25 protein-coding genes are annotated in these 26,259 nt (G+C 54.3%); 2 read left to right on the top strand and 23 right to left on the bottom strand.

The genetic code is table 11. The features are described from left to right. Positions 1 to 8: 8 nt before the first annotated feature. Positions 9 to 1,022: a replication initiator protein A gene (locus JQM66_RS00720; protein ID WP_235227902.1), complete on the bottom strand. Its 1,014-nt coding sequence runs from the start codon at positions 1,020 to 1,022 to the stop codon at positions 9 to 11. A gap of 124 nt (positions 1,023 to 1,146) precedes the next feature. On the opposite strand from JQM66_RS00720, the gene JQM66_RS00725 reads away from it, so the two are divergent. Both JQM66_RS00725 and JQM66_RS00730 read left to right on the top strand, forming a co-directional pair. Further along, complete coding sequence (locus JQM66_RS00725) at positions 1,147 to 1,443, top strand: type II toxin-antitoxin system RelB/DinJ family antitoxin (protein ID WP_235227903.1); 297 nt, start codon at positions 1,147 to 1,149, stop codon at positions 1,441 to 1,443. After that, entirely contained in the window at positions 1,444 to 1,770 is a 327-nt protein-coding gene (locus JQM66_RS00730; protein ID WP_235227904.1) for a type II toxin-antitoxin system RelE/ParE family toxin, read from the top strand. A 648-nt stretch (positions 1,771 to 2,418) separates the two neighbouring features. On the opposite strand, the gene JQM66_RS00735 is transcribed toward JQM66_RS00730, so the two are convergent. The 22 genes from JQM66_RS00735 to JQM66_RS00840 form a co-directional block, all read right to left on the bottom strand. Then, positions 2,419 to 3,102, bottom strand: a complete 684-nt coding sequence (locus JQM66_RS00735; RefSeq protein ID WP_235227905.1) for a DUF6100 family protein — start codon at positions 3,100 to 3,102, stop codon at positions 2,419 to 2,421. Then, complete coding sequence (locus JQM66_RS00740; protein ID WP_235227906.1) at positions 3,095 to 5,071, bottom strand: VirB4 family type IV secretion system protein; 1,977 nt, start codon at positions 5,069 to 5,071, stop codon at positions 3,095 to 3,097. The genes JQM66_RS00735 and JQM66_RS00740 overlap by 8 nt, the downstream gene beginning before the upstream one ends. Positions 5,072 to 5,075: 4 nt before the next feature. Continuing rightward, positions 5,076 to 5,750 (bottom strand): hypothetical protein, encoded by a 675-nt coding sequence (locus JQM66_RS00745; RefSeq protein ID WP_235227907.1) that lies wholly within the window; start codon positions 5,748 to 5,750, stop codon positions 5,076 to 5,078. Further along, positions 5,747 to 6,052, bottom strand: coding sequence for a hypothetical protein (locus JQM66_RS00750; RefSeq protein WP_235227908.1), 306 nt, complete (start codon positions 6,050 to 6,052; stop codon positions 5,747 to 5,749). The genes JQM66_RS00745 and JQM66_RS00750 overlap by 4 nt, the downstream gene beginning before the upstream one ends. Further along, complete coding sequence (locus JQM66_RS00755) at positions 6,042 to 6,314, bottom strand: hypothetical protein (RefSeq protein WP_235227909.1); 273 nt, start codon at positions 6,312 to 6,314, stop codon at positions 6,042 to 6,044. Before JQM66_RS00755 ends, JQM66_RS00750 begins: the two co-directional genes overlap by 11 nt. After that, the gene (locus tag JQM66_RS00760; RefSeq protein WP_235227910.1) at positions 6,314 to 7,675 is read right to left on the bottom strand and encodes an NlpC/P60 family protein; all 1,362 of its coding nucleotides are present in this window, start codon (positions 7,673 to 7,675) and stop codon (positions 6,314 to 6,316) included. Before JQM66_RS00760 ends, JQM66_RS00755 begins: the two co-directional genes overlap by 1 nt. Next, the gene (locus tag JQM66_RS00765) at positions 7,668 to 9,848 is read right to left on the bottom strand and encodes a conjugal transfer protein TrbL family protein (RefSeq protein ID WP_235227911.1); all 2,181 of its coding nucleotides are present in this window, start codon (positions 9,846 to 9,848) and stop codon (positions 7,668 to 7,670) included. Before JQM66_RS00765 ends, JQM66_RS00760 begins: the two co-directional genes overlap by 8 nt. 36 nt (positions 9,849 to 9,884) lie before the next feature. After that, a complete protein-coding gene (locus JQM66_RS00770) occupies positions 9,885 to 10,226 on the bottom strand; it encodes a hypothetical protein (RefSeq protein WP_235227912.1) in 342 nt (113 codons plus the stop codon). Positions 10,227 to 10,308: 82 nt separating this feature from the next. Beyond that, on the bottom strand, positions 10,309 to 10,947 hold the full coding sequence (locus tag JQM66_RS00775) for an HD-GYP domain-containing protein (protein WP_235227913.1): 639 nt from the start codon (positions 10,945 to 10,947) through the stop codon (positions 10,309 to 10,311). Positions 10,948 to 11,050: 103 nt separating this feature from the next. Then, positions 11,051 to 16,033 carry a SpaA isopeptide-forming pilin-related protein gene (locus tag JQM66_RS00780; RefSeq protein ID WP_235227914.1) on the bottom strand — a complete coding sequence of 1,661 codons (4,983 nt, stop codon included), beginning with the start codon at positions 16,031 to 16,033 and terminating at the stop codon, positions 11,051 to 11,053. A 100-nt stretch (positions 16,034 to 16,133) separates the two neighbouring features. After that, on the bottom strand, positions 16,134 to 16,880 hold the full coding sequence (locus JQM66_RS00785; protein WP_235227915.1) for a CAP domain-containing protein: 747 nt from the start codon (positions 16,878 to 16,880) through the stop codon (positions 16,134 to 16,136). Positions 16,881 to 16,884: 4 nt separating this feature from the next. After that, positions 16,885 to 17,082 carry a hypothetical protein gene (locus tag JQM66_RS00790; protein ID WP_235227916.1) on the bottom strand — a complete coding sequence of 66 codons (198 nt, stop codon included), beginning with the start codon at positions 17,080 to 17,082 and terminating at the stop codon, positions 16,885 to 16,887. A 135-nt stretch (positions 17,083 to 17,217) separates the two neighbouring features. Next, a complete protein-coding gene (locus JQM66_RS00795; protein ID WP_235227917.1) occupies positions 17,218 to 18,015 on the bottom strand; it encodes a sortase in 798 nt (265 codons plus the stop codon). After that, positions 18,012 to 18,947, bottom strand: coding sequence for a hypothetical protein (locus JQM66_RS00800; RefSeq protein ID WP_235227918.1), 936 nt, complete (start codon positions 18,945 to 18,947; stop codon positions 18,012 to 18,014). Before JQM66_RS00800 ends, JQM66_RS00795 begins: the two co-directional genes overlap by 4 nt. Before the next feature lie 79 nt (positions 18,948 to 19,026). Further along, a complete protein-coding gene (locus tag JQM66_RS00805) occupies positions 19,027 to 19,422 on the bottom strand; it encodes a type II toxin-antitoxin system RelE/ParE family toxin (protein WP_235227919.1) in 396 nt (131 codons plus the stop codon). A gap of 2 nt (positions 19,423 to 19,424) precedes the next feature. Continuing rightward, the gene (locus JQM66_RS00810; RefSeq protein WP_235227920.1) at positions 19,425 to 19,835 is read right to left on the bottom strand and encodes a hypothetical protein; all 411 of its coding nucleotides are present in this window, start codon (positions 19,833 to 19,835) and stop codon (positions 19,425 to 19,427) included. 76 nt (positions 19,836 to 19,911) lie between these two features. Further along, positions 19,912 to 20,799 (bottom strand): BRO-N domain-containing protein, encoded by an 888-nt coding sequence (locus tag JQM66_RS00815; RefSeq protein WP_235227921.1) that lies wholly within the window; start codon positions 20,797 to 20,799, stop codon positions 19,912 to 19,914. 51 nt (positions 20,800 to 20,850) lie between these two features. Next, positions 20,851 to 21,837 (bottom strand): ParB/RepB/Spo0J family partition protein, encoded by a 987-nt coding sequence (locus JQM66_RS00820; RefSeq protein ID WP_235227922.1) that lies wholly within the window; start codon positions 21,835 to 21,837, stop codon positions 20,851 to 20,853. Then, positions 21,830 to 22,657 (bottom strand): ParA family protein, encoded by an 828-nt coding sequence (locus JQM66_RS00825; protein WP_235227923.1) that lies wholly within the window; start codon positions 22,655 to 22,657, stop codon positions 21,830 to 21,832. Before JQM66_RS00825 ends, JQM66_RS00820 begins: the two co-directional genes overlap by 8 nt. Positions 22,658 to 23,091: 434 nt before the next feature. Further along, positions 23,092 to 24,315: a dicarboxylate/amino acid:cation symporter gene (locus tag JQM66_RS00830; protein WP_235227924.1), complete on the bottom strand. Its 1,224-nt coding sequence runs from the start codon at positions 24,313 to 24,315 to the stop codon at positions 23,092 to 23,094. 150 nt (positions 24,316 to 24,465) lie between these two features. Next, positions 24,466 to 25,176 carry a cysteate racemase gene (gene cuyB, locus JQM66_RS00835; protein WP_235227925.1) on the bottom strand — a complete coding sequence of 237 codons (711 nt, stop codon included), beginning with the start codon at positions 25,174 to 25,176 and terminating at the stop codon, positions 24,466 to 24,468. A 9-nt stretch (positions 25,177 to 25,185) separates the two neighbouring features. Then, entirely contained in the window at positions 25,186 to 25,998 is an 813-nt protein-coding gene (locus tag JQM66_RS00840; protein WP_235227926.1) for a sulfite exporter TauE/SafE family protein, read from the bottom strand. Positions 25,999 to 26,259 lie beyond the last annotated feature (261 nt).

Consider the following 26,259-nt stretch of genomic DNA (forward strand, 5'->3'; position numbering starts at 1 on the left):
ACCTCCCTTCACGCCGTTGAGCAGATGGCATTGAGATACGGGTCGATTATCAGATCGCTTTCGCTCTCCGCGATGCAGTTGAACAGCACTGCCATGGTGTAGGCTGTGCTGTTTTTCACATTCCGGTCCCGGTTTGCGCGGAGTTTGCTCTCCACTTCCCGCAGGATCATGCTGTCCAGCCGCTTGAGCTTGGCTCGGACACGGCATTGCGGCAGTGTGGCGTTTCCAATCCGGAAGCTGTCGGCATAAAAAAGCCGCTCGATGGCGTTTTCAAACACCAGAGCGGTCTCAGGCTCAAAGCAGCAAAGCTCACAGCCGTCCAAAATATCCAAAAGTTCTTCTTCGATTTCTTCGTCGGTCCGTCCGTCCTGCGCCTGCGCGCTGACAGATTGACTGACTTCCATATGACTCAGATCAATTTCTCTTTTTTCTTTCTTACTTGGCATCGGTTTTTGCGGTTCTGAAGGCTCAGGATCTGCGGCTCTTGAAGTGCCGTTTCCGTGGTTCTTGGACTGCGGATTCTGCGGTTCTTGATTGGCTGCAGGAGCACCCGCAGCGGCAAGAAGCTCAAAATCAGCGGTTCTTGAACCGCAGTCACCGTCTTGCTCCTCCGATACAAAGGGAGCGCAGGTGTAGTTCGGGTCTTCAATGGGCGTAACACGGGCCAGGTAGATCTGGTTGGCGTCACCGCGGCCACAGCGCTTCTCCCACACCAATTTCAGCTCCACCAGCTTCTTGAAGGCCGCTGTCACACGCTGCTCACAGATGCGGAGTTCTTTGGCAAGGGCCTTGCGGGGGAAGATCACGAATACTTCTCCGTGTTCATTGACCCAACCATTTCTGCGGGAGAGCTGAAAGCGGTTCAGGAGAAAGGTATAGGTCACCTTGGCGTCCAGGCTCATTTCGGCATATCGGGGATCGGAAAACAGCCAGCGGGGCATCTGCATATGATAGATGCTTTGCACATCGGTTTGGCACATCAGTTGAAAGGATGGCCGTTCTTTCATTTTTGCTGCCCTCATAGGAGGCACCTCCTCTTACATAGCGTGGAACAGTTGGTCGTTCATATAAAAAGTGCACCGTTGTATTGCAATTCGCGATACAAATGGGTATAATAATACTGCAAAGTAGAAAGGCGGTATGATTATGGCTTCAAAAACTGCAAATGTTACTGCTCGTGTCTTACCAGAAGTAAAGGAGCAGGCTGAACATATTCTGGAACAGCTCGGTATCCCTGTTTCTGTGCTCATCGACTCTCTGTATCGTCAGATCATCATGACCAACAGCATTCCGTATTCTCTAAGTGTTCCAACGATTCCTACACGGGATAGAATGTCCGATGCCCAGTTCAACGCTGTGATGGAGCGCGGGCTGTCTCAAGCCAAGGCCGGTCAGGGCCTCGGCGTTGAGGAGGCATTCCAAAAAATCGGAGAGAGCATATAAATGACATACGCAGTAAAAATCACTGACTATGCCATTGGACAGATGCAGGCGGCAATGACTTATATTTCAAAGGTTTTGCAGGAACCTGCCGTTGCTCGAAAATGGCTGGCAGCGCTGAAGCAGGAGATCTCAGGACTGAGTACAATGCCTCTGCGATTTCCGTTGGTGGAAGAGGAACCCTGGCGGATAAGCGGCGTCCGGAAAATGCCGGTAGGCAATTTCATCGTTTATTACTGGCCGGATGAGCCCGCTAAAATCGTATGGGTCACGGCTGTAATATACGGCAGACGCGATCAGCTGGCGGCTCTGCGCAATATGCCGCAGTAAACAGAATATCTTCTTTGAAAGAGATCGAGAAATCGGTCTCTTTTTTATATCCCTCGACCGGGCGGTACTCGTGTCGGGTCGTCCAATTCCTCCAGTTCGGGGTCATCACTGCCGATGATGGCGCTGCGGGTCATCTCGACAAGGCCGATATCCTCCGGAGCAGAACCCCGCATAGAAGGGATATCATAAATACAGCTTTCTCCGGCAGGCTGTTTCTGCGCTGGATTTGGAATGGGCTTGCCCGTTCCGTTTCAGTTGATATGCTGTTCAAATCATTAGGTCGTATATTCTGGCACCAGTAAAGCAGGCGCAGCATATCTATGTCTCTCATGCTAAAGAGCACACCAAGATCACCCCCTTTCCTGGATTCCTGCGAACGCCGAAATTGTTCTTGCGCCGGTCGCGGCGCAAGAACAATTTCGGCGTCTTCCGCCGCCTCTATGTGAGGGCAACCTTATGCCCCCACATAGTAGTAAGGTCAATATGCGTTATTTCAGCTCAAGTCACTCCCAAAAACTCAGTATTTTCAAGGCTTTGATGTGTCTCCACACCCATAAGGTGGCTAGTGCAAAAAGACGAGTAAAATCGGGGCAAAATTGGAGCCACACCTTATGGGTGTTTTGGCTGCTTTTTTGCCCACTTAGGCAATCAGCACCATCGCCCGGAATAGAAACATCCAAAGGCATAATCGCTGGAATGTGCGGCAAAGAAATCATGGGCGTCAGACTGAGGGAGAACCGTGATGTGGCAGCAGTCCTGCTCTTTGACCTCCGTGGAAAGAAGGGCCACCGCAAGGGTGTGCTGGTCATCGTCTGGGATCAGCCTGCCCTTGATGGCATTGCTGATTGCCTTCCAGCCCTTGTTGTCCTGATCGAAGATATGGCGCCCTTCTAGGGCAGTGTGCTCATCAATGACGAGCAAGGCCCGGCGGTAAAACGGCAACTCTTTTCCACACGCCTCGTAGCCGTCCAGAAGGCGGCTGATGGTATCGCTGAGCCAGTTGGGGGTCTGATACCGGCAGTGGGGCAAAAGCGTATTCAGGGTGATGTGGAGCCAGCCATAGCCAAATTCCTCCACACTGCCGGTCACGTCTATGGCGTGCAGCACACTCTTTCTGGAAAAGCCGCCGACGCCCGGCGAATACTGTTCACACAGCCGCCGCAGCTCCAGAGCAGATCTTTCAAACTGCTCCATAGTCTGTTCCAGCGTCTTCTGAAGTTTATTGGGATTCATCTGACCGCCATTGACCAGCGCCACAAGGGAACCGGTCTGACTGAAGGCATCTCCGACCAACTCCTGGATGCGGGTCATATCCCGCTTCATGTCATTCATTGGCAGCCTCTGCACGCTTCATGCGCAGGTCTGTGGGCGAGGTGGTAATAGCTTCATATTCCTTGGGTGTGGTGTGGAATGCAACCGGCACATGGTTATAGCCGATGCAGAGAAGCCCCTCACCGCGCCGGAAGCGTGTTATCTGGCGCACCTCTTCCTCGGACAGATTCAGCTTATCCTGAATGAGCCGGGCCTCCTGTTCCTCCATCTGCATGACCAGCTTGATGCGGCTGGCATCGAGGATACCCTTGCCGTAGCTGCCGCCCTCCAGGCTGAACAGGTCCTGCATCCCTTGTGTGCTGGTCACCGCAATACCGCCAAGGCCGCGAATGGTCTTTACCATTTCCAACACAAAGCCAGCCGCTTGTGGGTTGGCCGTAGCGCCCACAAGGCTCCACAGCTCGTCTGCCAGCAACGCTGAGAGATCGGTCTCACAATTCATGATGAGGTCGTAGGCAATGCTGGTGGCCCAGAAGGTGCCGTCCGCGATCATATCGTCTGGCATACCGGACAGGTCGAGGACGATGTATTTGTTGTCCAGGTCTATGTCATTGCGGGACGCCATGGCAGAAGCAGAGCCAGTCACATAGCGGGAGAGCACCACGGCCAGATGCCGGGTATCCGGGTCCTGATAGAGAACATCGTACCAGTCCGAGAGAATGGGCATGGTGCGGAAGTTACCTGCTTCATCCACGATGGTGCTGTTGTCAAAGGTGATGCCGTAGTGCTTATAGACCTCCACCAAAGAGGAGTCGAGCCTGCTTTTGTCCTCCTCGCCTAGATCTTTTTTCTTCAGAGAGAACCAGATGATGAGCTGAGCGATTTTGTCTGCCAGCACGGAGTCATCCCGGGCGGCGATGTTTTTGAGCTTGGCGTAGGAGTCCAGCGACTTTCTCCGAATGGCCATGAGGTTGGGACAGTCCTTGGAGGAGGGCGACATTCGCAGGTACAGGCCGCCCAGCTTTTCGCACAAGGGCCGGAACTCATGTCCCTTCTTAGGCGCGATGATGATAACACGCTTGCCCTGCTGCCGCAGCCGGCCGCCGAGGCATTGCAACGTCACCGTTTTGCCCGCGCCGGTTGAACCGCCGATCCACCAGTTGCCATTGGTGTACTTGTAGTCATCGTAGGGGTCCAGAAAGACCGGAGAACGGTTGTAGAGATTCAGGCCAAGGAAGATACCGTTGTGGTCGCTCAGCTCGTAGGAGGCAAAGGGAAACGCTGCTGCCACACCAGAGGTCAGGGCATTGCGTCGGGCCTTGCGTTCAATGTCCGGGTCAAGAGCCAGAATGGGCAGAGAAGATAGGAACGCCTGCTCGTTTTTGTAATCGCAGCGCCGGGCGATCATATCCACGGAAACGCACAGCTTTTCCACCTCCGTGACCCGCTGCTCCAGCGTCTCGGGATCAGGCGCCGTCACTTCAATGAGGGTATGCATATAGTAGAAATCCTCACCCTGACGGTTCATGACGTCCTTCAGGTAAAGGCCGGAATTGATAGCACTGTCCAGTTCCTCGTAATCCTGCCGGGTATCGCCCACATCCCGCATACGGGAACGGTTGACCATGGTGGTCTGTGCGATCTTAGAGAGTATCTTCTCCTTGGACTGGCGCTTGACCAGAAAGCTCAAATTGATGCCCTCACCGGCCTCCACCAGCGGAGCCAGCCAACAGGACCCAACCGTGGTGGTGTACCCGTATCCTGTGACATAGAGGTAGGCATGAAAAACACCGTCCACTACGATATAGTCACGACTTTTGGTGTCCACAGTAGTCGGGGAGAGAATATCCAGAATGGTGGTGGAGCCTGCCTCCAGCTCCGTCAGGTCGGGCTTTTCCTCGCCAAAGATCAGTGTTTTCAAGAGGGGCCGCTTTTCGGCCTGATCTTCCTTCGTGCGCTTTACCTTCCTGGCCTTTTCAGGGGCGGATATTGCCGCCGCTTTCTTTTGGGACTTCTTTTTCGCCTGCATAGTCTCACTCCTCGTAAATGCCATGTACGGCAGTTGTCATATCGAATACACCATCGGGAAGCCGGACTCGCTGACTGGTCTTTTTGCTCAGGATCTCATACAGGAGCTTGAGGATGAAGTTGTCGCAGTAGCGCGGCTCCAGCACCTCCAGCTCACAGACATCCAGATACCGCCGGGCCGTGTCAGCTTCCTCGTTCAAACGCTGCACAATGGCTTGAACGGTATTGCGCTTGGCCCGCATCCCTGCTTCATACTGGAACACCAGAAAGAAACGGTGGCGCATAGCGTTGCTGGCGATTCCCAGACCGATCTCCTGAATGTTGTCCTCGATCATCTCCCGGCACGCTTCGTTTTCTTCGTGCTCTGCGTAGCGGTGCATCTGTTCCACATACGCCTGCGTATCTGCGGGGAGTGTTCGTACAACCATTTGCAGGTCGTCCGGCGCAATTTTCAGATAGGCCGCAAAGGATGAGATGATGTTCTGGCGGTCATTGGTGGATTTCAGGTAGATGTTGACGGGCAGCACCTCCAGGATCTTCACAAAGCGGTTGTCCTTCGTGATGACCACGCCGCCAATGATGTTTTTGATGGGGAGCCATGCCTGGATGCTGTCACGGTATGCGCCTCCGCTGTCCCCGGAATGGACTCCACCGCCAAAGAGCAGTTCTTTCAGGTTCATTTCCTGACCTCCCCTCGAAATAGAATGATCCTTCGCCCACGCCGCCATTTCCACCAGCTTCCGAGCCAGCGGGTCATGCTGTCATCGTTGATACCGATCAAACCGAAACCGCCAAGAGGGACAATGATGGTCAGAGTCACGATGATTTTGGCAGTCAGTTCAAGTGGCAGAAATGCGATGCACAGATATAGAACAGGGAGCGTTAGGACAACAGCTTCTACCAAATTCCGAAGCTCGAACAGCCCCATAACACGGCCTGCATCAGTAAAATTGGTGGGGATATGGTAGACTTCATAGTTCATCCGCTTCTACCTCCAAAGTTTCTAACAGGTGTCCCCGATGCGCCTCAAAGCTCTGTGTCAGAGCGTCAAGAGACTGCTTGCGGGAGGCTATGATCTCAGCGATGGCACCCTTGAGAACCTCTTCGTTGTTGGAAGTGCTTTTTACCCTCCCAAGCTCCAGCATACTCAGATACTGATTGCTGAAGCTGCAGTGCTGCTCCAGTTCAAGCAGTGATATGCCAAATTTTAAGCGCATGACGCGCAGGTAGGTCGTCGTAACCATCATTCCACCTCCAGATAGTCAAGATACGGCAGCTTGCACCAGCCTTTCCAGCCGCGGCTTTCCAGTTCGGTCTTAACGACACCTTTTTTGGTGCCCATGGCCTCGATTACATAACCGTTGCCGATATAGACGCCCACATGCCCCTCTTTCCAGAGCATGAGTCCGGGGATCTCCGGCATGGTGCCCAGAGAACCATAATCTACATTTAAGGTGCCGGCATCCTTTGCCGACTGATACATCTGGTCGGCACCGTAATCCGGCATCCCGTTTTTGGCGTATCCGATGGTCATATCGGAGGTATCCAGCCAGGCGTAGCCCTTGATGAGGCCAATGCAATCCGCTGTGCGGTGGCCTAGCCAGTTCTCCTCAATGAAGTCGGCATAATTGCCGACACCCTCGGGGTACTGTTCCTTCTTGTACTCGAATAGAGATCCCGTCAGGATATTTCCGTAGGTGCCCCAGACGTAGCCCCAGTTGTTCTCCCACGCCTGAATGACATAGGCGACAAGATCAAGATTGTTCTTGCTTTCCGGATCAATAAAGCCGGAAATGTCGATCTCGTTGTTGTACTCCGTGCCATACTGGATGTCGCCGGTATAGGAGCTGTCACCGCTGTAATCGGGCTGATAGGCGTCATAATAGGCGGCGTATTCATGGATGGCGTCGCTTTCCTCCAGCGTTTCAAAGAGAGCGCCGGCCCATAGCTTTGCGTCCTCATCAAAGCCCAGCTGCTCCATCAACTCATCCGGGTTTAGCCGCTTGACTTCCACTTTCAACGTGGTCACAGTACCGTCGCCACCGTCACCCGATACTCCCAGCGAGGGCAGATAGGAAATCCGGGACTCGCAGAACTCTCGGATACACTCTGCGCTCATGGCGTCAAGATCTTGTTGGTATGCCGCTGAATTGATGGCGATGAGCCACAACAAATCCTCTTCCTTCATGGAATTGGATACAACGATGCGGTCAATGGCCTTTCCATCCGCCTCGTATTCAGCGGCGATACTGGTCACCACAGAGTCAATCTGGGTCTTTTCAAAATCCTCCAGGCTCATGTAAGCGCCGCCAATGGTCATGGCCTGCTCTGTCATGCGGATGACCGTTTCCGTATCTGATGAGTTATAGCCAAAGAAGATGTTGGGCAGGGCCGTAAAGATCACCATCGGGATCACAATAACGGCCACCAGAACACCAACCAGGATCTTGACAAGGAACGGAAGGGCCTCCTTCACAGCGACAGCAGCGGCGCCGTATGCGCCGGACGCCGCTGCTGCCTGAATAATGCGATACGCCGCTTTCGCGGCATAGGCGAGGTTGGCCGCCGTCTGGAGGCCGGAGCGTGTATTGTTATTGTCAGCCATGTGTCTTACCCCGCTGTTTTCTGGACGGCGTTGCAGTGCCATCTTCCTTCACATGGCCTTTGACAGTTGCCGTAGTGGCAGAGACCGCCTTTTTACCCATCTGCGTTCCGGTTACTGTGGGAACGGAGGTGGCCGGTTTGGCCGTTTGACGTGCCTGCGCTACTTGATGGCCGCCTGCCGATGTTCCTGCTAGGCCGGGGTGTAAGCCGGGAGCAGTTCCCTTGACCGCAGGTATGGAGTTTCCGGGTGCCGGGCGTTGTTCCTGCCGGACCGGGCTATGCTGCCTTGCGTCTGTCGAAGCCGCACTCCCCGAAGGAGTACCATTCCTGCCGGGCCGTGGTTCTCTTGCAGCCTGCGGCCCGGGCACCGTACCCTGCGTTCCTGCCGGACCGTGCTGATGGCTGTCCGTATGAACGGTAGTCTGGCGCATTACAGAAGCACCCTGCTGCGGCACTGACACCGCCCTGGGTGCAGGCTGGGCCGGACGCTGGGTAAACCGGGTATCCGCAGGCCGAACCTGCGTCCGCTGGCCACCTACTGCGGCAGGAGCGGAAGGTCCGCCCTTGGTACCGGTAGAGGGCTTCTGAGTAGAAACGGAGGCCGAGGTTTGGGTCGTTTGTCCCACGGTGATTCCGGTACGTTCCGCTGCCTGTGTTACACCGCTGATCGGCCCGCCCTGTACCTTCTGCGTATTCATCTGAGTCATACGGGAGGACGAAGGTACTGCCGGTATTCCTGCCGGGCCGTTCTGGACTGCTGTGGGTGCCCCGGGAGCTGCTGCATGACCGGGAGCGGTGGAACCAGCTCTGACCCGCGATACAGCCGAGGCACCTGCCACTCCTGCCACTGTTGCAGCTCCTGCTTTTCCTGCTGCGCCGGGTCTGCCTGCGACAGCTTGAGCGCCGGCAGGCGGCGCTGCCGTGCTGGATTTCACATGGGCTGGAGAACGGCGGGTACCAGGTGGTACGGAAGTCTTTCTGTCCCGCGCCCCCTCGGGGGCAGTTTGACCCATCTGCGAGCCAGCCTGATAGGTGGAGCTGGCCGTATATTCCTGCGTGGTTGTCTGCTGGCCGCCTGTCTGCGAAGTGCTGCTCTGATATGCGGCACTTTGCTGAGCGGTTGCCTGCTGGGAACCGTTTTGCTGGGTAGTTGTCTGCTGAGAAGCAGATTGTTGGGCATAACTGGGCACACCCGCTGCACCACCGCTGCGGCCAGTTCCGGGCGGACCTCCCATGCGTGGGCCACCCGAACCACCGGGCGGCGTGCTGGGGGAGCGCCCCTTTCCAGAGCCGCCGGTAGACTTGCCGACTGCTTTGGTGATCTGAGATGCGGCAGTACGCACCACCATATAGGTCAGCGCCCCGGGGAACACTCTGCCAAGAGAGTCGCCGGTGATGGCGGGGTTCAAGCCAATGCGAGTAATAATGGCGTCTGCCTTTCGGGCGACCTTGACAATGGTCAGGATCAACACCATCCAGGGAAGCACATCCAGTCCGCTGGGGACTGTGGAAAGTACGGACAATAGCATTTTGAAGAACACCACATTGGTCACCATCAAAAGGCACATGCTGCCGAACATCCGGCACCACCCGCTGAAAATCTCTGATGTGCTTTTGCTGCCTCCCATGGCGAAGGCCAGCGGCGCCGTGATGGTCAGCATGGCAAGGATCACATAGCGCTCTGCGATTTCAAGCAGCAGCTTGAAGATCTTGAACATGATGATGACACCGAATATGATGACCAACAGCCAGGCCGCCGTCAGGGAGCCGAACACGCTTTCATCCACCAACTGCACATTGACCGCGTTCGGTATCTGCAAAAGGTCAATGATCTTTGAGGTCATACTCAGGCCAATTTCGCAAATCTGCGGACTTGCCAGCAGCAAAAATGAAAAAACGAAGGTGCGGGAGAACAGCAGCTTTGGGTCTTCGCCTTCAAAGCCTAGGCCGGATGCCATGCTTTTTAGCGCCTGAAACACCAGATTGCCGATCAGGAGCGCCCATCCGACAGCCATAATCACCTGCATGATCTCGTCGATCACCGGCACATGGGTCTTCAGGTATGCAAAATCCATGCTCATAATGTCCAGCAGCGCAGACGAAAAGTATTGCCAGCATTCCAGAGTCAGACCGTAGGCCCACTCCATGAAGCCTTGAAAAATCAGCTCAAGCAAAGTGGACACCTCCTTTGAGCCGGGGTGCTGTCCGCATTACGGGGTCAGCGTTGCAAGACCATTGAACAGCGGAGCAACATAGGCGATGAAAGCGCCGATGCCGTTGATGATGGCCCAAGCAATCCAGATTCGCTTGAGCCAATCCCACGCCTGATCGACTTTGTGCTGATTGTTGGACAACTTTGCGCCTACAACTGCCACTGCGGACATTAACCCGGCCAACACCGTACTGATGCCTGCAATCTTGCTGTAAACGTCCACAATAATCCTGTTTGCGACCGTCCACATATCGTCCACCGCAAGGGCAGGAACCGTCAGCACGGCGGTCAGCAGCATGAGAATGAGACAGGAAACATAAAGCCGATATAGCTTTCTCATGGGAACCTCCTTCGTGTTGCAAGAAGGGACAGAGCATGGCTCTGTCCCTTCCGGAATGTACGGATATTTCATGGCGAAGCTGTCAGTCGAGGGGGTGCGTGTCTTTTGCCAGCGTATGTGCCAGCTTCCAGAACTCCTCAAAAAGCGGCTCAAAGGCGTCAAACAAGTCCGGATCAAAGGCACCGCACTCCTCGTCATAGATCATCTTCACCGCTTTTTCAGGCGGGATGGCTTCGCGGTAACTGCGGTCGGTGCGCAGGGCGTCATACACATCGGCAAGGCTGACGACCTGAACATATGTCGGGATCTCATCTCCGCACAGCCCCTGGGGAAAACCGCGGCCGTTTACACGCTCATGGTGGTGAAAACAGATCTCCCTGGCGTAGTCGTAAATATCGCTATCTTTCACTTCCGGAACGAGGAGATCTAAAAACGCGGCGCCCAAAATGGTGTGCTGCTGCATCTCCTCGTATTCCTTAGTGGTCAGCTTATCCTTTTTATTAACGATCTTTTGCGGCAGCGCGTTTTTTCCAACATCATGCAGCACAGCCGCCTTTGCGATATTCGGGATGTCGCCCCACAGCTCGGCCTCCAGAATACCGATGGACCATGCGTGGCAGAGCATCATCTGAACAAAATCCCGGAAGTATGCGCCGTGCATACGCTCCGTCGCTTTGGAACAATGCTTGATGGGGACGAAGCGAACCTGGTTTTTTTCCATAAAAAATTGCCTCCTTCATGTTAAAGGCCTGCGCAGGATGCTTTTAAGGCATCCTGCGCAGGCCAATAGTCAGTTGTTATGGATTTTTACTGTGATGAGAGCGTCAATAACCGGTCTTGGGAAGGGAGGGTGTAGTTCCGTAACGCTGAACGATAGTCACCCAGCTTGCGTTGGCTGTCTGCCAAGTACCCTGATACTTGCCGCCCACATCAGCGCGGTTGGTCATGTAATATCCATTGGCGGCATTGCCATTGACCATGACGCTCAGCGTGGGATTGGAAATACTCTGGAAGCCAACAGGTACCTTACCAAAGTCAAAGTAGACATCGGTGATAACTTCGCCTGCCTGCATGGGGATGGCATTCAGAGCGAAAGAGTAGTTGTTGGTTGTGAGCAGATTGGTGGCAAGCACCTGATAGTTTGCGCTGTAGTTCGTTTTATACAGAACGCGGTAATTGAGTCTTGCACTGTAGGTGCCGGTGGTAAGCGTCGTCGCTCGGGCAATATCGGTGGGAATGCGGTCATGCCAGAAAAAACTCTCGAGATCAACATTGGAGGTGTTAGCCACGGTAATGTCGTAGCGCATCTGGGTGCCGGCCAGGACAGCGGCATTGCCGCGCTTGGTAATAGAAACGCCCAGTTCGGCAGTCTTGTCGTAGGCAGAGAGCTTGATGATCTGACCAGCGTATTCCAGTGTCACATCGAAAACCTCGGAAGACACCTGCCAGTAGGCGGGCGCAGAGACCTCGCGAATCTGATAGCGGGTCAGAGGGAGGGGCTTGCTGGCTGCCACACCGCGGGCGTCCGTGGTGATGTAGTCCACCACCTTGCCGCTGCGGGCGTTGATGATCTCATAGACTGCGCCCTGCAAAGGAGCGCCGGGAGCAGTGCCGGTGATTTCGTTATACTCGGCTGCGTACTTGTAAATCTGGATCTGACCGGTGATGGGCGTATTCTTCCACTCAATTTCCTTAGTTTTACCGGCGGTCACATAAACGGTTTTGAGCTGGGTGTCCGGGATATATCCCTCGTTTTCCAGTTCTCGCAGATAATAACGGCCACCACTGGGGAGGTCGTCGATATAGACATAACCGTTCTGGTCACTGGTGTACTGCCCAATGGGATTTTTCCCACTGTCGTACAGCAGGAAGGTCACGCCGTAAATGCCCTTGCCGGTAGTTGAGGAAATTTTATGGATCAGGATGCCGCTGAACGCCTTGTTGGTAACGGGCAGCTTCGTGGGTTTGCCGTCCGCCACGGTGAAGTAGTGCGGGGTATCGTCCAGTTTGTAGCCATCAGCCGCCTTGATTTCAACGGCGTAATAGTCTCCGTCCTCCAGTGTCAGGAACACTCTGCCATTGGCGTCTGTGGTAACCGTGTCCACCAGCCCGTCATCCATCCTGCGAACCTCAAAGGTCACCTTGGGGATTCTGACCTCCGGGTGGTCTGCGTCGGTTTTGATGATCTCCACGCCGCCCACGGGCTTGTTGTAAAAGTAGAGTGATTGGGTATCGTCCGGGTTCACCACAACGGTCTGCGTCCGGGTATTCTCGTCAATGGTGTAACCGGGGATACTCTCCAGCTCCGTTACGACCAATGTGCCCGTGACCCCTTTCAGGATGATCTGCCCTCCAGCGTCCGTGTAGTACAGGCCGTTGCTGCTGATTTTACCGTTTTCATCGGGGACAAACTCGCCATTCGCCATAGTAATTTTGAAGGTCACACCCTCCAGTGGGGTCTTGTGGTCCGTGCTGAGTTTGTTGATGATGAGGCAGCCCACAGGGGCGTTCTCAAAGATAACACTGTTCGGGGTATCTGCTTTGATTACAATGGTCTTGGGCGTCGTATCTCGGACATAGCCTGCCGGGGCCTTTTCCTCGGAGATCACCAGCGTCTGGCCCGGCTGGAGACCCGTGATGGTAACAAGGCCGTTGCGGTCACTGGTGTAGCGGCCATTATTGGTGCCGATAGCACGGCCCTCTGCGTCTGTCACCAGGAACTCCGCTCCGGCCAGAGGCTTCTTATCCGTGCTCTGCTTCAAGATCGTCAAAGAACATTCGCGCTGGTTCCAGAATGTCAACCGCTGCACAGTACCTGCCTTGATGAAGATCTGCTGAGGGGTGCCATTCAACACAAAGCCGTCTACGGTCTTGATTTCACGCACGGTAACAGTGGTGCCGGGTTCAATATCTGACAACACGATTTCGCCCGCATCATTCGTATAGTAGACCCCACCGTCAGGTCCTACGGCTGCACCGGAACCATCTGTCACCTTGAATGCAACCCCGGCCAACGGCTCATTATCAGTTCCCTCAATATATTTCTGAATGATGAGGGTCGTGGTAGGTTCATTGTCAAAAATCAGGCTGTTCTGCGTGTTGCTCCTGACGATGATACTTTTAGGCGTCTCGTCCTTAACGTAGCCTGCGGGTGCCCTAGATTCAGATACGATGACTGTTGAATTGGGCGTCAGGCCATAGACTGTAAATGTGCCATCGCTTCCGGTAGTAAAACGGCCATTATCCGTGCCCAACAGAGTGCCGTCACTGTCCTTGACAATGAACTCCGCATTTTTCAGCGGCAGCTTTGTCACCGCATCCCGCTTCAAAATGGTGAGGCTGCAGAGGGGCTTATCGTAGAAGGTCAGCGGGGAATTTTCGCCTGCCTGCACCGTAATGGTCTGGGGGGTGCCGTCCAGTGCGTAGCCCTCCGGGGCCCGGATCTCCTTTGCCACGATGGTCGTTCCGGCAGGCACCTTGGGAAGCTGAATGGAGCCAGACTTGTCCGTGGTGAACTCTCCGTTGGACGTGCCGATGAATGTCCCCTTATCGTCGGTGACAAGGAAAGTGGCACCCTCCAGCGGCGTCTTGTTGGCATCATCCGCCAGCTTCTTGATGAGGACGGAGCCATAGGGCTGATTGCTGAACCGCAGCGTCACAACGTCCTGGTCTTTACCAGTTAGCAAAACCGTCTGGGGCGGGGTGTCGATAGAGTAATAAGGACTGGCTTTGGTTTCCTCGACAATATAGGTGCCAGCCTTTAGGCCCGTAACAACAAAAGCGCCGTTTTCCGAAGTGGTATAGGTGCCAATGGCCGTACCGCCGGTGCCGGAGGTGCCACCCAGGTAGCGCACCTGGAACTCCGCTCCCTGGAGAGCGGCCCCGGTCTTGGCGTCATACTTGAAAACCACCAATGCGCTGAGAGGTCGGTTTTCCCAAATCTTAACTGCGCTCTCATTTCCGGCCAGATAGAACTCCTGTGTCGGTTCATCTGCAGGCGCGAAGCCCGCTGCCGGGGCCTCCTCCGTTACTTTATACCACCCGCTGTTAAGGGCATCGCCCGTAAAGATGATCTCGCCGTTTTCGTCGGTATAGAAACTGCCCAGGTCATCCAGTGCGCCGGTCGTAGTGTTGTCGGAACCCCACCAGATATGGAACTTGGTGTTGGGAATGGGGTTCTTCGTAATCTCGCACCGCTTGATGATTTTCAGCGAAGGCTTGACTGCATTGAAGAACGTCACCGTCCGGGTCTCGCCGGGGCCGAGGGCGATGGTCTGCGGAATGTCGCAGAGGATGACATCGGAGGGTACATTGACCTCCGTGATTTTGTAACTGCCCACGGGAATGTTTTCAAGGAAGATGCGGCCCTTGCTGTCGGTGGTGTCAGAGGTACTGTAACCGCCGTCGATCTGCTCGATTTTGTAGGTCACATGGGCAATGGGGTCGCCCGTGGCGATATTTCGCTTCAAAATTTCAAGGCCGGGCTTCTGGTAGTTGGTGAAGGCAGCTTCCACCGTCCCAGCTCCGGCCAGCAGGGCGATGTCCTGGTGGGTGCCGGTCTTGATGTAGGGTTCTTCCACAGACTGCTCAGTGATGCGGTAGACGCCGGGCTGGAGGTCGGGCAGTGTCTTTTCACCATCCACGGTAACGGTGGTGGAGTAGCCGCCCGTAAGAGATTCCACCTGGAAAGTGGCCTTGACCTTGGCAAAGGTCTGGGCGTCTGCCTTGGTGATTTTCAGGCTGGGCAGAGGGCTGTTGCTGGCGGAAACGGTGTACTGCTTATTGCCGTCTGTCACATCTACATAGACGCTGTGGGGCGTGGGGTCCAGGGCGTAGCCCTCCGGGGCCTCCACCTCCACAAACGTCCACAGTCCCTTGGTCACATCGTTGACTGTGATGATGCCGCCACCGGAGGTCACATCGCTGCCCACGATCTGGCCGTCACGGTAGATGTTATAGACCGCGCCGTCCAGGCCACGGGTAGTTCCGGCAATCACCTTTTTGAACGTGATATCGCCATCACCGGCAACAGGAGGGGGCGGATTGTCGCCGCCTTCCGGCTTATCGTCTGTTACCACCTTACGGGCTGCGTGATAGGCAAAGAAGCTCTGGCGGCCGGATACACCGGAGATCGCAAGAACGGCCCACTTGCTGGACGTATCCTCCACGATAGACGCCTGCTTGCCCTCGACGGCGTACTGTTCCACCTGGGCCTGAAGTTCGGCATCCTCATCGGCCTTCTGGCCCAGCATCCAGTTGTAGTAGCCTACATAGGTTTCGTAGGTATCCGCATTGGCAAAGCCGCCAGCGTCAATATCGCCGGAGGTATCGCCGCCCGCGGATTTGTCGCTCTGGTTGTCCCAGATGTAGGTCTGGAGCGCCATGAACAGACTGCCGGGGATCTCGCCGGTATAGTCCGCAATATAGGACATCATCCATTTGACATTTTCTTTGGTGATGGCGTCCATCTCACCCAGGCCTGTCTTGGCGATTGCTTTCTCCCACAGGGCATCTGCATCCGCGCCGGTGGCGCTGGTGTAAGAGTAGCTATTGAGGAAGCTGGCCGTGCCATACCGGTAGGAATAGCCCAGGTCCATGCAGTAGAGCTGCTTTCCCGCAGCCATGGGCGGACGGTAGGAATAGGGCTGGCCGGTAGATGTCAGCCGGGTGGTCCAGCGGTTCGGGTCTGTGGTCGGCGTGATTCCGGTGCCGGTGGAGGTCGCTGCAAATGCCGAGGTCGGCAAGATGGTGAGTAATGTCACCAGCACCAGCAGCATGGAAACAATGCGCTTTTTCAATGCTTTCATATTCAGTTCCTTTCCTAAAAATCTGTGCAAAAAAGCAGACCGTCGTGTGATACGGTCTGCTTTCTTCAAAAACTGGTATTCAGTTGAAATACTTGGTGTATTATGCGGCAAAGGTATCTACCTGAGAAATCACATAGCCATCATAGAGGAATAGCTGGACACAGTACCAGCTTTCCTCGTCACTGGCGTTGACGCCTTTGGCAATGCCCACGCCGATGGAAGATAGCTGGTTATTGAGCATGTTTTTGAGATGCCCTTCCGAGTTCGACCAGCCATCCACCGCTGCTTCCGCAAGACCGACACCGTGCTGTATCAGATACCGGGTTGCAATGCGGTGAATATTCTCTGCTGTGTACGGGCAGTTCGTGACGGTGTAATACTTCTCGCCATTCGGGCGAGTATGCGAATAGGTGCTAGTCGCTGCCATTTCCTCTGCCCGGACTTGCGCCGCCTCCATCAGCTTATCATTTTTAGTAAGTGCGGACAGGCCATGTTCCCGGCGCAGGTTGTTGGTCAGGTCTACAATCTCTTGGCAGGCAGCTTCGACATTCAGGACGGTCTCCTCTGGCATTTCCTGCTTCGGCTCCTCGCCTGTGTAGGGGGAACTGCTGTCCACCTGAACGCCGTCTTTCCAGAAAACATTAAAGCCAACGACCTTCCCGATATCCCGAAGCTTGACATAGTTGTTGCCGTTGATGATATATGCTTCCATTTGCACCTGCTCGCCATCCACATAGATAGGGTGCTTGCTATGCTCTGCCACGACGCCAGTGGCATAAGCTGCGGTTCCACCGAACAGCGTCATGCCAATAAGGATTCCGGCAAAAAAGTATGAGATGCGTTTCACAGTATCACGCTCCCTTCCGATAAAAAACAGTGGTCACACTTGCTGTCATGCGGCGGGTATCTTCGTCATAGACACATCTGTCAAATTCACATATCCCCATCCGCTCAGCTTGTTCCGCGACTTCCACAGGAAGGTCAACAGTGATGTCCATTTTAATCCTTACTTCATCGTCCTTCCTCTGGGGCTTGAATTTCTGTACCAATCTGATACTTCCTTTGGGATTTATATTCTCCGGAGTGATTTGAGAATAATACAGAAATCTCATCGTGTCAAAGGTTTATTTGAAATCACTACGCCGCTAAAACTCAACTCCTGGAATCGTTGCACCGCAAGGCTTTCAGCGATCCACTTCCACTGCCTGTACGCAGACTCTCTTGCTGGGCTGGTTGGCAAGGCAGGTGGTGATAGTGATGCGATTGTCAGCTGTTGCCTGCAGGTAGCTCCAGTCGGAACTAGAGATGGCCTTTACCAGGATAACCTCGTAGGTGCGGGTACCATAGATGGTGGTATAGGTGATGGTATCGCCAATCTCCAAGTTCTTAATGTCACCGATCACATACTTGGCACCTCTGTTATGGCCGCAGACGCCCACATTGCCGTCCCAGGCAGAAGTGGTGCTGTAATGGCCCAGTCCCTTTGCCATGCTGGCATTGGTTTCGCCCTCCCAGACCTTCATGTTAATATCTAAAACAGGAATCTTCAGAGTGCCGATGCTGCCATCTTTGCGCTCCATGTCCTCCGCACTGGTGTAGGCAGGCTCACGATAGATAGGAGTAATGGTGGTTCCACCGGAAATAACAGGGGTACCGTAGCCTCCTGCGTCAATGCCGTATCCGCCGGTCCCGGCAGATACGTTTACATACTGCTGTAGGCCGGGCAGATGGACTTTTTCCATCACGCCGGTCTGCGTGGTGCTGAAGCTGCCATAGGGCAGTTCGGGGATCTGGTAGTCCGCAAGATTGATGCCGCTATAATTATATAAGGAACCATAGATGTCCCCGTAGGAAGTAGAGGGATAATATTCGATATCCGATGTGGACTCAAAGGTGTAATCAACAGCAAAAGCACTGACTGACAGCGATAACACTGTCGCAATCATCAGCGCCATGCAAATCAGTCGCCTCATGTGTTTCATTGATGCAGAGCCTCCTGTTCTTCTTCAGATTCTTCTTCCATGATTTCTCCATCCTCAATGCAATTGGCTTTTCTGCGATTACGCACAAACAGGGTGCCGAAGACGACAGCAATAATCAGGCCAGCCCCGGCAAGCAGGAAGGGCCAGTTGGCGGCGAGAAATGTACCAACATTACCAATCAGACCGGCGACACCATCGGACTTCGATGTTCTGGAATCGAGTTCGGTACCAAGATAGGTAAGAACATAGGTAATGCTCTCAGTGCCCTCATGGGTGACATCTCCCACATATTCAGCGGTGGTGATGTATCCGGTGGCGGCGTTGTAAGAAGCCTTGGCAGAATAGGTGGCAATGGCCTGATAGGACGAGGGCATCAGTGTTTCCCCCACAAGGTCAGTGCCGGTGACCTGCCACTCCACATTGGCAAGGGTTAATGTCCGTCCGTCTTTTACAGTGGTGGCGGGGACATAGGACATATCGTTGCGGTCCAGTTGGCCGATGGTCTTTGTTTCAGTCACGGTATAGCTCTTGGTGGTGTACCCGGCGGCCTCGGTAGCGATGCTGGTGTGGTCCAGAGCAAGGGTGCCCTTGAAAACGCCATCATCGTATTCGATGGTGGGCTCCAGATGCTCCAAAATCACCGACAGATCTTTCTTGGCTGTCTCAATGGTGATGACTTCCGTATGCTTCTTGGTCTCCTCAACGGGATTTTCAGTCTTGGTGATATTTGCAAAGGTGTAGAGGAAGCCCTCCAGTTCAAAGGGTTCCTCTATGAGGATTGCGGGGTCCTGGTCAGGGGGGATGGTGTAGGTCTTGATGGCTTGCTGGCTGCCATTCAGATTCTGGATCACCGTATCCGTGGGTACCTCCAGAGCAAAGGCGTTTGCGGACATGACCAGAGTCAGCAGCACACAAAGAATAGCTTTTTTCATAGTTTACGGGAACCTCCTTCTCAGTTTTTTTCTGCGGTAGTCTTGTCCGCAGCGCTCGGGTTGGTACGGGATGTTTGATTCACGATGCATTTTCCTCCTTGATCTTATATTCTACTGCGCGCTCCGGGTGCTCCCGCAGTGCGTCCAGTATTCGCAATGACTGCTCCAGAGCCTGCATGGTATCTCGCTTCTGGTGCTTGATGAAGCCGTGTAGGAGCAGCACATCCCCATTGGGGCGAAGATGGAAGATAATTCGAATCAGCATTTTACTCTTCACCCGCAGCTCACACAGATCACGATAGCGTTCTAATGAAAACCGCTTGAAATGGGGTTCTTTTAATTCCGGTTTCTGCGGCAGGGATAGCTGATAAAGCCGCAAAAGGATCTTTTCCCGCAAGCGTGGGTCAAGTCCTTCGATGAAGTTGGGAAACTGGGCATCTTTTTCCGGTGGCTGGTAAATTAAAATGCCCTTCATGGTTATGACACCTCCTCAGAGTTACTCAACTGTTTCAAATGCTGGATGTAGGCATCTGCAAATATCCCGGCAAGCTCCGGATTACCACTGATCCACCAGATGGGGTTGGGTAGTGGCTGGCTTAGCCCATCGTATTGCAGGCAGATTAACAGGAACTTCTGCCGGGACTCAGCCTTATCGGCAGCCGCAAAAAGCTGGTTCAGATCGTCTTTCACCAGGGAGTAATCCTGGTGGAAGTCACACAGGTCATCAAAGAACAGGCCGGCATACACACCACTCAGCGCAAACAGGGCCGGCTTATTTATCGTTCCTTCCGCGTGGATCATGTTCATCCTGCGCAGGCGCTCTTCTGCGCCATCGTCAAACGGATTCTGAGCACGGACGGTCCGTATTTTCTTTCTCACTTCGGACATCTTTATTACCTCCCCGCGGCATAAAAAAAGCCCGGCACCGCAAAAGCGGTGCCAAGCTTATTTCTTAAAGGTTAAATTATTTGTCTGTATCTTCTGATTCAGTCTGATCCGGAAGCGCAGATGCTCCTTCAAGCATGTCAACTACCAAAGAATTCAGCTGAGCAGCGTTTTTCTCCGTGATGACTGGCTTGCCCGTGCGCGCTTCCAATGCTTTCCGCGCAACTCCCGCAACCTCACCACCCTGCTGGGCAATGTCCATGCTGGCTGAAAAACCTTCCGGCTTGGCCTCTCTGGAAATATCTCTGGTCGATGCCTCAGCCAGCATGGTCAAAACCAACTCTGTATCGCTCATATTGTCCCGGAGGTTTTCCTTTTTCAGTCCCTTGAGGTTTTTGTACTGGCGGGTCGTCATGCCAGACCATGTGCGGGTAATTTCATCGGTCAGAATAGCGTACTCTTTGCCTTTTTCCACGCCACGCTTCTGCCATTCCTCAGTCAGTTCATTGCGGATGCGAATGGACAGCAGCCTTTGATGTACCCAGTCAGGGTCATATCCCTTCTTCAGATAGGTCTCCAATGCACGGTCAATGGCTTGTTCTGGATCGATGGTCTCCTCAATACGCTCGCAGCCGACCTGAGCAAGCCATAGTTTAAAGGGTTCAGCACGAGGCGAAGGGATGGACTGGATAATTCGGAGGAGTTGCTCTGTATCTGCAGCATCCGTCTTATAGCTCTTGCCATCAGATGATTTCATTTTCAGCTGTACGATATTTTCGTACAACTGAACTGCACCCTCCGCCTTCATTTTTCGCTTCAGGTCACTCCAATAACGGCGGGGATTATCTGACCCTGTTAAAACGGCACAGACATCGACAACGGAAAAAAACCATTCTTCTCGTTCCTCATCCCAAACCGTGCGGATTATTTGATTTTCAAACAACTGGATTTTATCCTGCTCACTCATAACAAGAACCTCAACAATTCAATCCGGCGTGATTTTCGACTTCATTATACTCTAACCAATTCTGCTCTTCAAGAACTCAAGAAACAGATCCTCCAAGTCCACGTCGCTGCCCAGCTTATCCAAATACGGCGCAAACCGTTTCCGATTAAACCGGATTTCTTTGGGCGGCGCCATACGCCGTCTATCTTCTGTTGCCCTGGCTTCTCTCCATGCGGCATACACAAGCTGCTTGTCGGCGCAGGGAGGGGGACATTTTTGCACAATGTAGCTTACCGTGGCCATATTCAGCTGATATCCTTCGATGGAGCACATCTCAATGAAAGCACACTGAGAATCGGCATCAAAGTCTGCAATTTTCTCTGCACAGGTCACAGGGAGGGCCTTCGGACGATTCTCTATAATCTCTTGAAGCTCCGGTATGAGCTGCGTCATTTTGATAGCCTTGCGGATCTCATATTCGGTCACACCGAAAAACGCCGACACGATTTCACGAGTGAGAAACCTCTGGCGAGAATCGCCAGAAGTCTCGATGTCGCTTCTTGCACCTTGCCGTTTCTGTGCATCCAGCATTGCCTTATACGCTTTGCCCCGTTCTATGATCGTTAAGTCCTGCCGACGCAGAAGATTGGTGGCGGTAGCAATGGAAATTGCCTGCGCATCATCTGCTTCTACAATTTCGGCAGGAATTGTGGAATGTCCATTCATATTCCAAGCTGCTGTGCGATTGTGACCGGCAAGTATCTCATAATGGTCGTCATTGGGGATTGGGCGAACGATAATGCGTTCATAGATGCCCTGTTCTGAAAGCTGCTGGGAAAAAGCTTTGAGTTTTTCGGGTGGGTAGGGGTGAAATCCAATATCCGCCGTGAAGAAAGGACGGAGCTTGTCGATGGACAGCTCACAAAATTTTGCTTCTGTCGAAGAATGTGCCGCCTGAAACAGTTTTTCGTATGCCTCATTGCCGACTTCTAGCTCCGATGCCTGCTGTGTGGCGCTCATGCGTTTTTTCAGCAGTTCATCCATGCTCTTTTTAGCCAAGCCGCAGCACCTCCTGAGCAAGAGAACGGTAAGATTCGGCGGCAGGGTTCTTAGGTGCATAGTCGAGTATGCTCATACCTACCGCAGGACACTCCGCAACCTTGATGGTTTGCTCGATAGGGCGCTCGAAAACATGAATGCTGTCACCATAGATTTCTCCCACACTGGCGCGGACACTTTGACAAAGCTGCGGACGGGACTGATACATGGTCAGCAGGATACCGGCGACCTCCAGCTTGGGATTAAAACGGCTCTGCACATTCCGAACCATTTCCAACACATCAGGAATGCCTTCACTGGCGAGGAAATGGGCCTGTACCGGAATGATGCAGTAGTCTGCCGTAGCCAGAGCATTCACGGTTAGTAGTTCGTGCTTCAGACCACAGTCGATGATGATGTAATCGTACTGCCCACGCAGAGGTGCCAACAACTTGTCAAGCACTTTCTCGCAAGGGTCATCCGAGATGCCAGATGCGTTGTACTGCGAAAGCTGCATCACCTGCAAGCGGGCAGCAGCATCGGCAAGCCGTTTGTTGGCGGGGATCAGGGCAAGACCGCTCTCGGTATGTAGCACCGCACGAGAGAGGTGGAGTTCCAGATCCTCCGGGGAGTCGATTTGAACAAGTAATAGTTTCGCCAGAGTGTTCTTCTGCTCGCCCGGGGTATAGCCGAGAGCTGCGGTAAGATTGCCCTGTGGGTCGTTGTCGATGAGAAGGACTTTCTTGCCTTCCGCACAGAGAGCAGCGGCGAGGTTCAAGGCAGTCGTCGTTTTGCCGACACCGCCTTTTTGGTTGGTGATCGCGGTAACATTACAAGCCATCTGTAAATGCCTCCGTTTCTGTATAATTATTATTTTGATGCAAAAAGGCACTCACAGCATCCGCAGGATGCAGTGAGCGCCTTTCTGACATCCCGGACAGCATTCCACCTCCATTTCACGAGGTTTTATGTAGTCGGGTGGCTCAAGAGGCCGTATTTTATGTGGCTGAAGGTTGGACAAAATCAGCGAAAAACTCCGTCATATCAAGGCTTTCCCGACTTTGTCCCATTATACCGCGTTAGTCGATCCGCCGCACGATTCCAGTTGCCTTCATATCGAAAACTCCTTCTTGTGTGAATTGCAGTATCGTTGACAACTGGTAGTATCCTCAATATTTTCCGCCTTATGCCGGACCGGGGGCTGGAGAAGTTTGGCAATCCGCGCAAAAAGCCGCCCGCCGGAGACCCGGCGGGCGGTTGGGGGAAAGACGGGACTTACTTCTTGGACTTTTTGCTCTCCCATTTGGTGACGCACAGGGAGCAGGCGATGTCGCCGGTGACGTTCAGGCAGGTACGGCCCATGTCGAACAGGCGGTCCACACCGTAGATGATCATGATCAGGTTCACGTCGATGCCCATGGCGGTCAGCACCATGGCCAGCATGATCATGCCGGCGCCGGAGACGCCCGCGGTGCCGATGGAGGCCAGGGTGGCGGTGACGACAATGGTGACCATCTGGCCGATGGTCAGGTGCATGCCGGCGCAGGTGGCCAGGAACACGGTGGCAACGCATTGGTAAATGGCGGTGCCGTCCATGTTGATGGTGGAGCCCAGGGGCAGCACGAAGGCGGCGATGTCGTCCTCGGCGCCCAGCTCATGGGCGCACTCCTTGGAAACGGGCAGGGTAGCCGCGGAGGAGGTGGAGGTAAAGGCGAACATCATGGCGGCGAAGGCACCCTTGAAGAACTTCACGGGATTGATGCCGGCGAAAGCCTTGGCGGAGAAGGAATACACCAGCACGGCGTGGATGATATAGGCGATGTAGGCGCACAGCAGCACCAGAGCCAGAGAGCCCAGGATCTGAGCGCCCTGGGTAGCCACCACCCAGGCCATCATGGCGAACACGCCGATGGGGGAGAGGCTGATGATGAAAGCCATCAGCTTGTTGATGACCTCGTTGAAGGAGGTGACGATATCACGGCACAGCTTGCCCTTCTCGCCGGCAGCCATGATGGCGCCGCCGAAGAACAGGGCGATCACAATGACCTGCAGCATATTGGCCTTCACAAAGGCATCCCACATGTTGCTGGGGAAGATTCCCACCAGGGTGTCCATAAACTTGGCGCTGGTGGCCTTCTCCCACACGGCGCCCTCTTCCAGAGCCAGGGTGGGGAACAGGCCGGCACCGTTGAAGATGTTGGCCATCACCAGACCGATGACGCAGGCAATGGCGGTGGTGCACAGGAAGAATGCCACGGTCTTCCAGCCCACAGCGCCCACCTTCTTCATGTCATCCATGGACAGGATGCCGTCGATCATGGAGAACAGCACCACAGGGACCACGATGAACTTCAGCAGGTTCACAAAGATGGTGCCGAAGGGTTTCAGATAGTTGGCGGTAAAATCGGCTGTGCCGGTAAAATAGCAGATCAGGCCAACGATAACGCCCAGGATCAGGGCAATCAGGATCTGCATGGGGAGACTTACTTTTTTCTTCATACATTCACCTCATACTCTTTCTACACTTACTTCACAGAACACTTCATCACAGCAGTGTGGCATAGCTGTGTTTGAAATATCCATCAGTATATCAAAAAAATGCAGGGCTGTAAAGAATTTGTGAAAAAATTATGAACAGAAGACTGGCAATCAAGATCCCTTGACACCGTATCCGGCAAAGCGGATAGCGGCCTTTGCCAGCTCCTCCGTGGGGTCCACCGCGGGAACGTTCAGGGCCAGGGCCTGGGCCGCCAGGGGCAGTTCCGTACAACCTAAAATCAAGTAATCGGCGCCCCGGGCGGTGAGTGCCTCCACCACAGACTCCATGTCCGCCCGGTAATCCTCCGGCTCTTTTCCGGCCTTGACGCCGTCGTAGATCACCCGCATCAGGGCATCCTGCTCCGCGTCGTTGGGGAGTAGAAAGGACACACCTTCCTTTTCCAGCGCCGCCTGATAGAGCCCGGCGGATAAAGTGCCTTTGGTTGCCAGCACCGCGGCGGTGCCGCCAGGGAACCGGGCGGCGCAGGTCCGGGCGGTGGTCTCCAGCATGCTGAGAAAGGGAATCTTGGTCAGGGCCTGGAGCCGGGGCAGGAAGTAGTGGGCGGTGTTGCAGGGCATGATGATGCAGTCCGCTCCGCAGGCCTCCAGCTTCCGCAGGGAGTCCGTCATGGCGGGCAGGGGGTCAGCGCCGCCGGACAGAATGGCGGCGGTGCGGTCGGGGATAGAGGCGTTGTCGTCGATGTAGACGCGGATGTGGTCGTTGTCCCGGGCGGCGTCCGTCAGCAAAACGATCTTGCGGAACAGGTCCGCCGTGGCAAGCGGCCCCATGCCGCCCAAAATGCCGATACTCTGTTTCATCATATGCACACCTCAGCTCCAGAATTCGGGAAACAACAGCTCGCTGCCGACCTTCAGCGTCAGCAGGACCAGGACGATGATGACGGTGGGGCGGACGATCCTGCTGCCGTTTTTGATGGCAAGACCGGCGCCGATGTAGTGGCCGGCGATGGAGGCCACGGCGGAGACCAGGCCCACACCGATAAATACCTTGCCCGCCATCAGGGCGGTGAAAAGACTGCCCAGGTTGGAGGACAGGTTGATGACCTTCACACCGCCGGCGGCGTGGCGGGTGTCCAGCTTGGCGAGGCGGATGAAGATCAGCATCAGGAAGGTGCCGGTGCCGGGGCCGTAATAGCCGTCGTAGGCGCCGATGACGAAGGAGGCTGCCCAGACGATGGCCGCCTGTTTTCTGAAGTCGATCTCTCCCGGCTCGTCGGGCCACTCCCGGTTCCGCAGGGTGACGAAGGCCACCACCGGCAGCACGAACAGCAGCAGATATTTCAGCACCTTGTCCGGGGTGTGGAGCTGGAGCCAGGTGCCGCCCATGGAGCCCAGCAGGGCCAGGACGATGGAGGGGGCGAACAGCCGCCAGTTCACATAGCCGTTTTTGATGAACCGGGCGGTGGAGAAGATGGTGCCGATGCCGGCGGAGAGTTTGTTGGTGCCCAGGGCGTAATAGGTGGGCAGGCCGGTAAAGGCGATCAGATAGGTGGGGACGGAGATGATGCCGCCGCCTCCGGCGATGGCGTCCATGAAGGACGCCAGGAATACGCCCACGCAGATCAGAAGAACGATCCACAGGGGAAACCCGTTGATGGAAAAGTCCGTGAGAAATGAAAACATAGCTGCCTCCTGAAAGAAACGACAAAAATCAACTCATTTTATCAGACAGAGTGCGTAAAATCAAGGTATGCCCGCCTGAGATGGGGACATATAGAAATTTTTGCAAGGACTGTAAAATTTTTTCAAAAATCGACAAAAATGCACAAATAATATGGGCAAAACAGAAAACAAACTGGGAGAATAAACCAAAAGCGGCCGCTTTTTTCGACGGGGGTATCCTTGACGGTCATTTTTGGAAGAAGTATAATAAATTAGAAACTG

It is taken from the genome of Oscillibacter valericigenes (assembly GCF_021531915.1).
GTDB classification, from domain to species: domain Bacteria; phylum Bacillota; class Clostridia; order Oscillospirales; family Oscillospiraceae; genus Oscillibacter; species Oscillibacter valericigenes_A.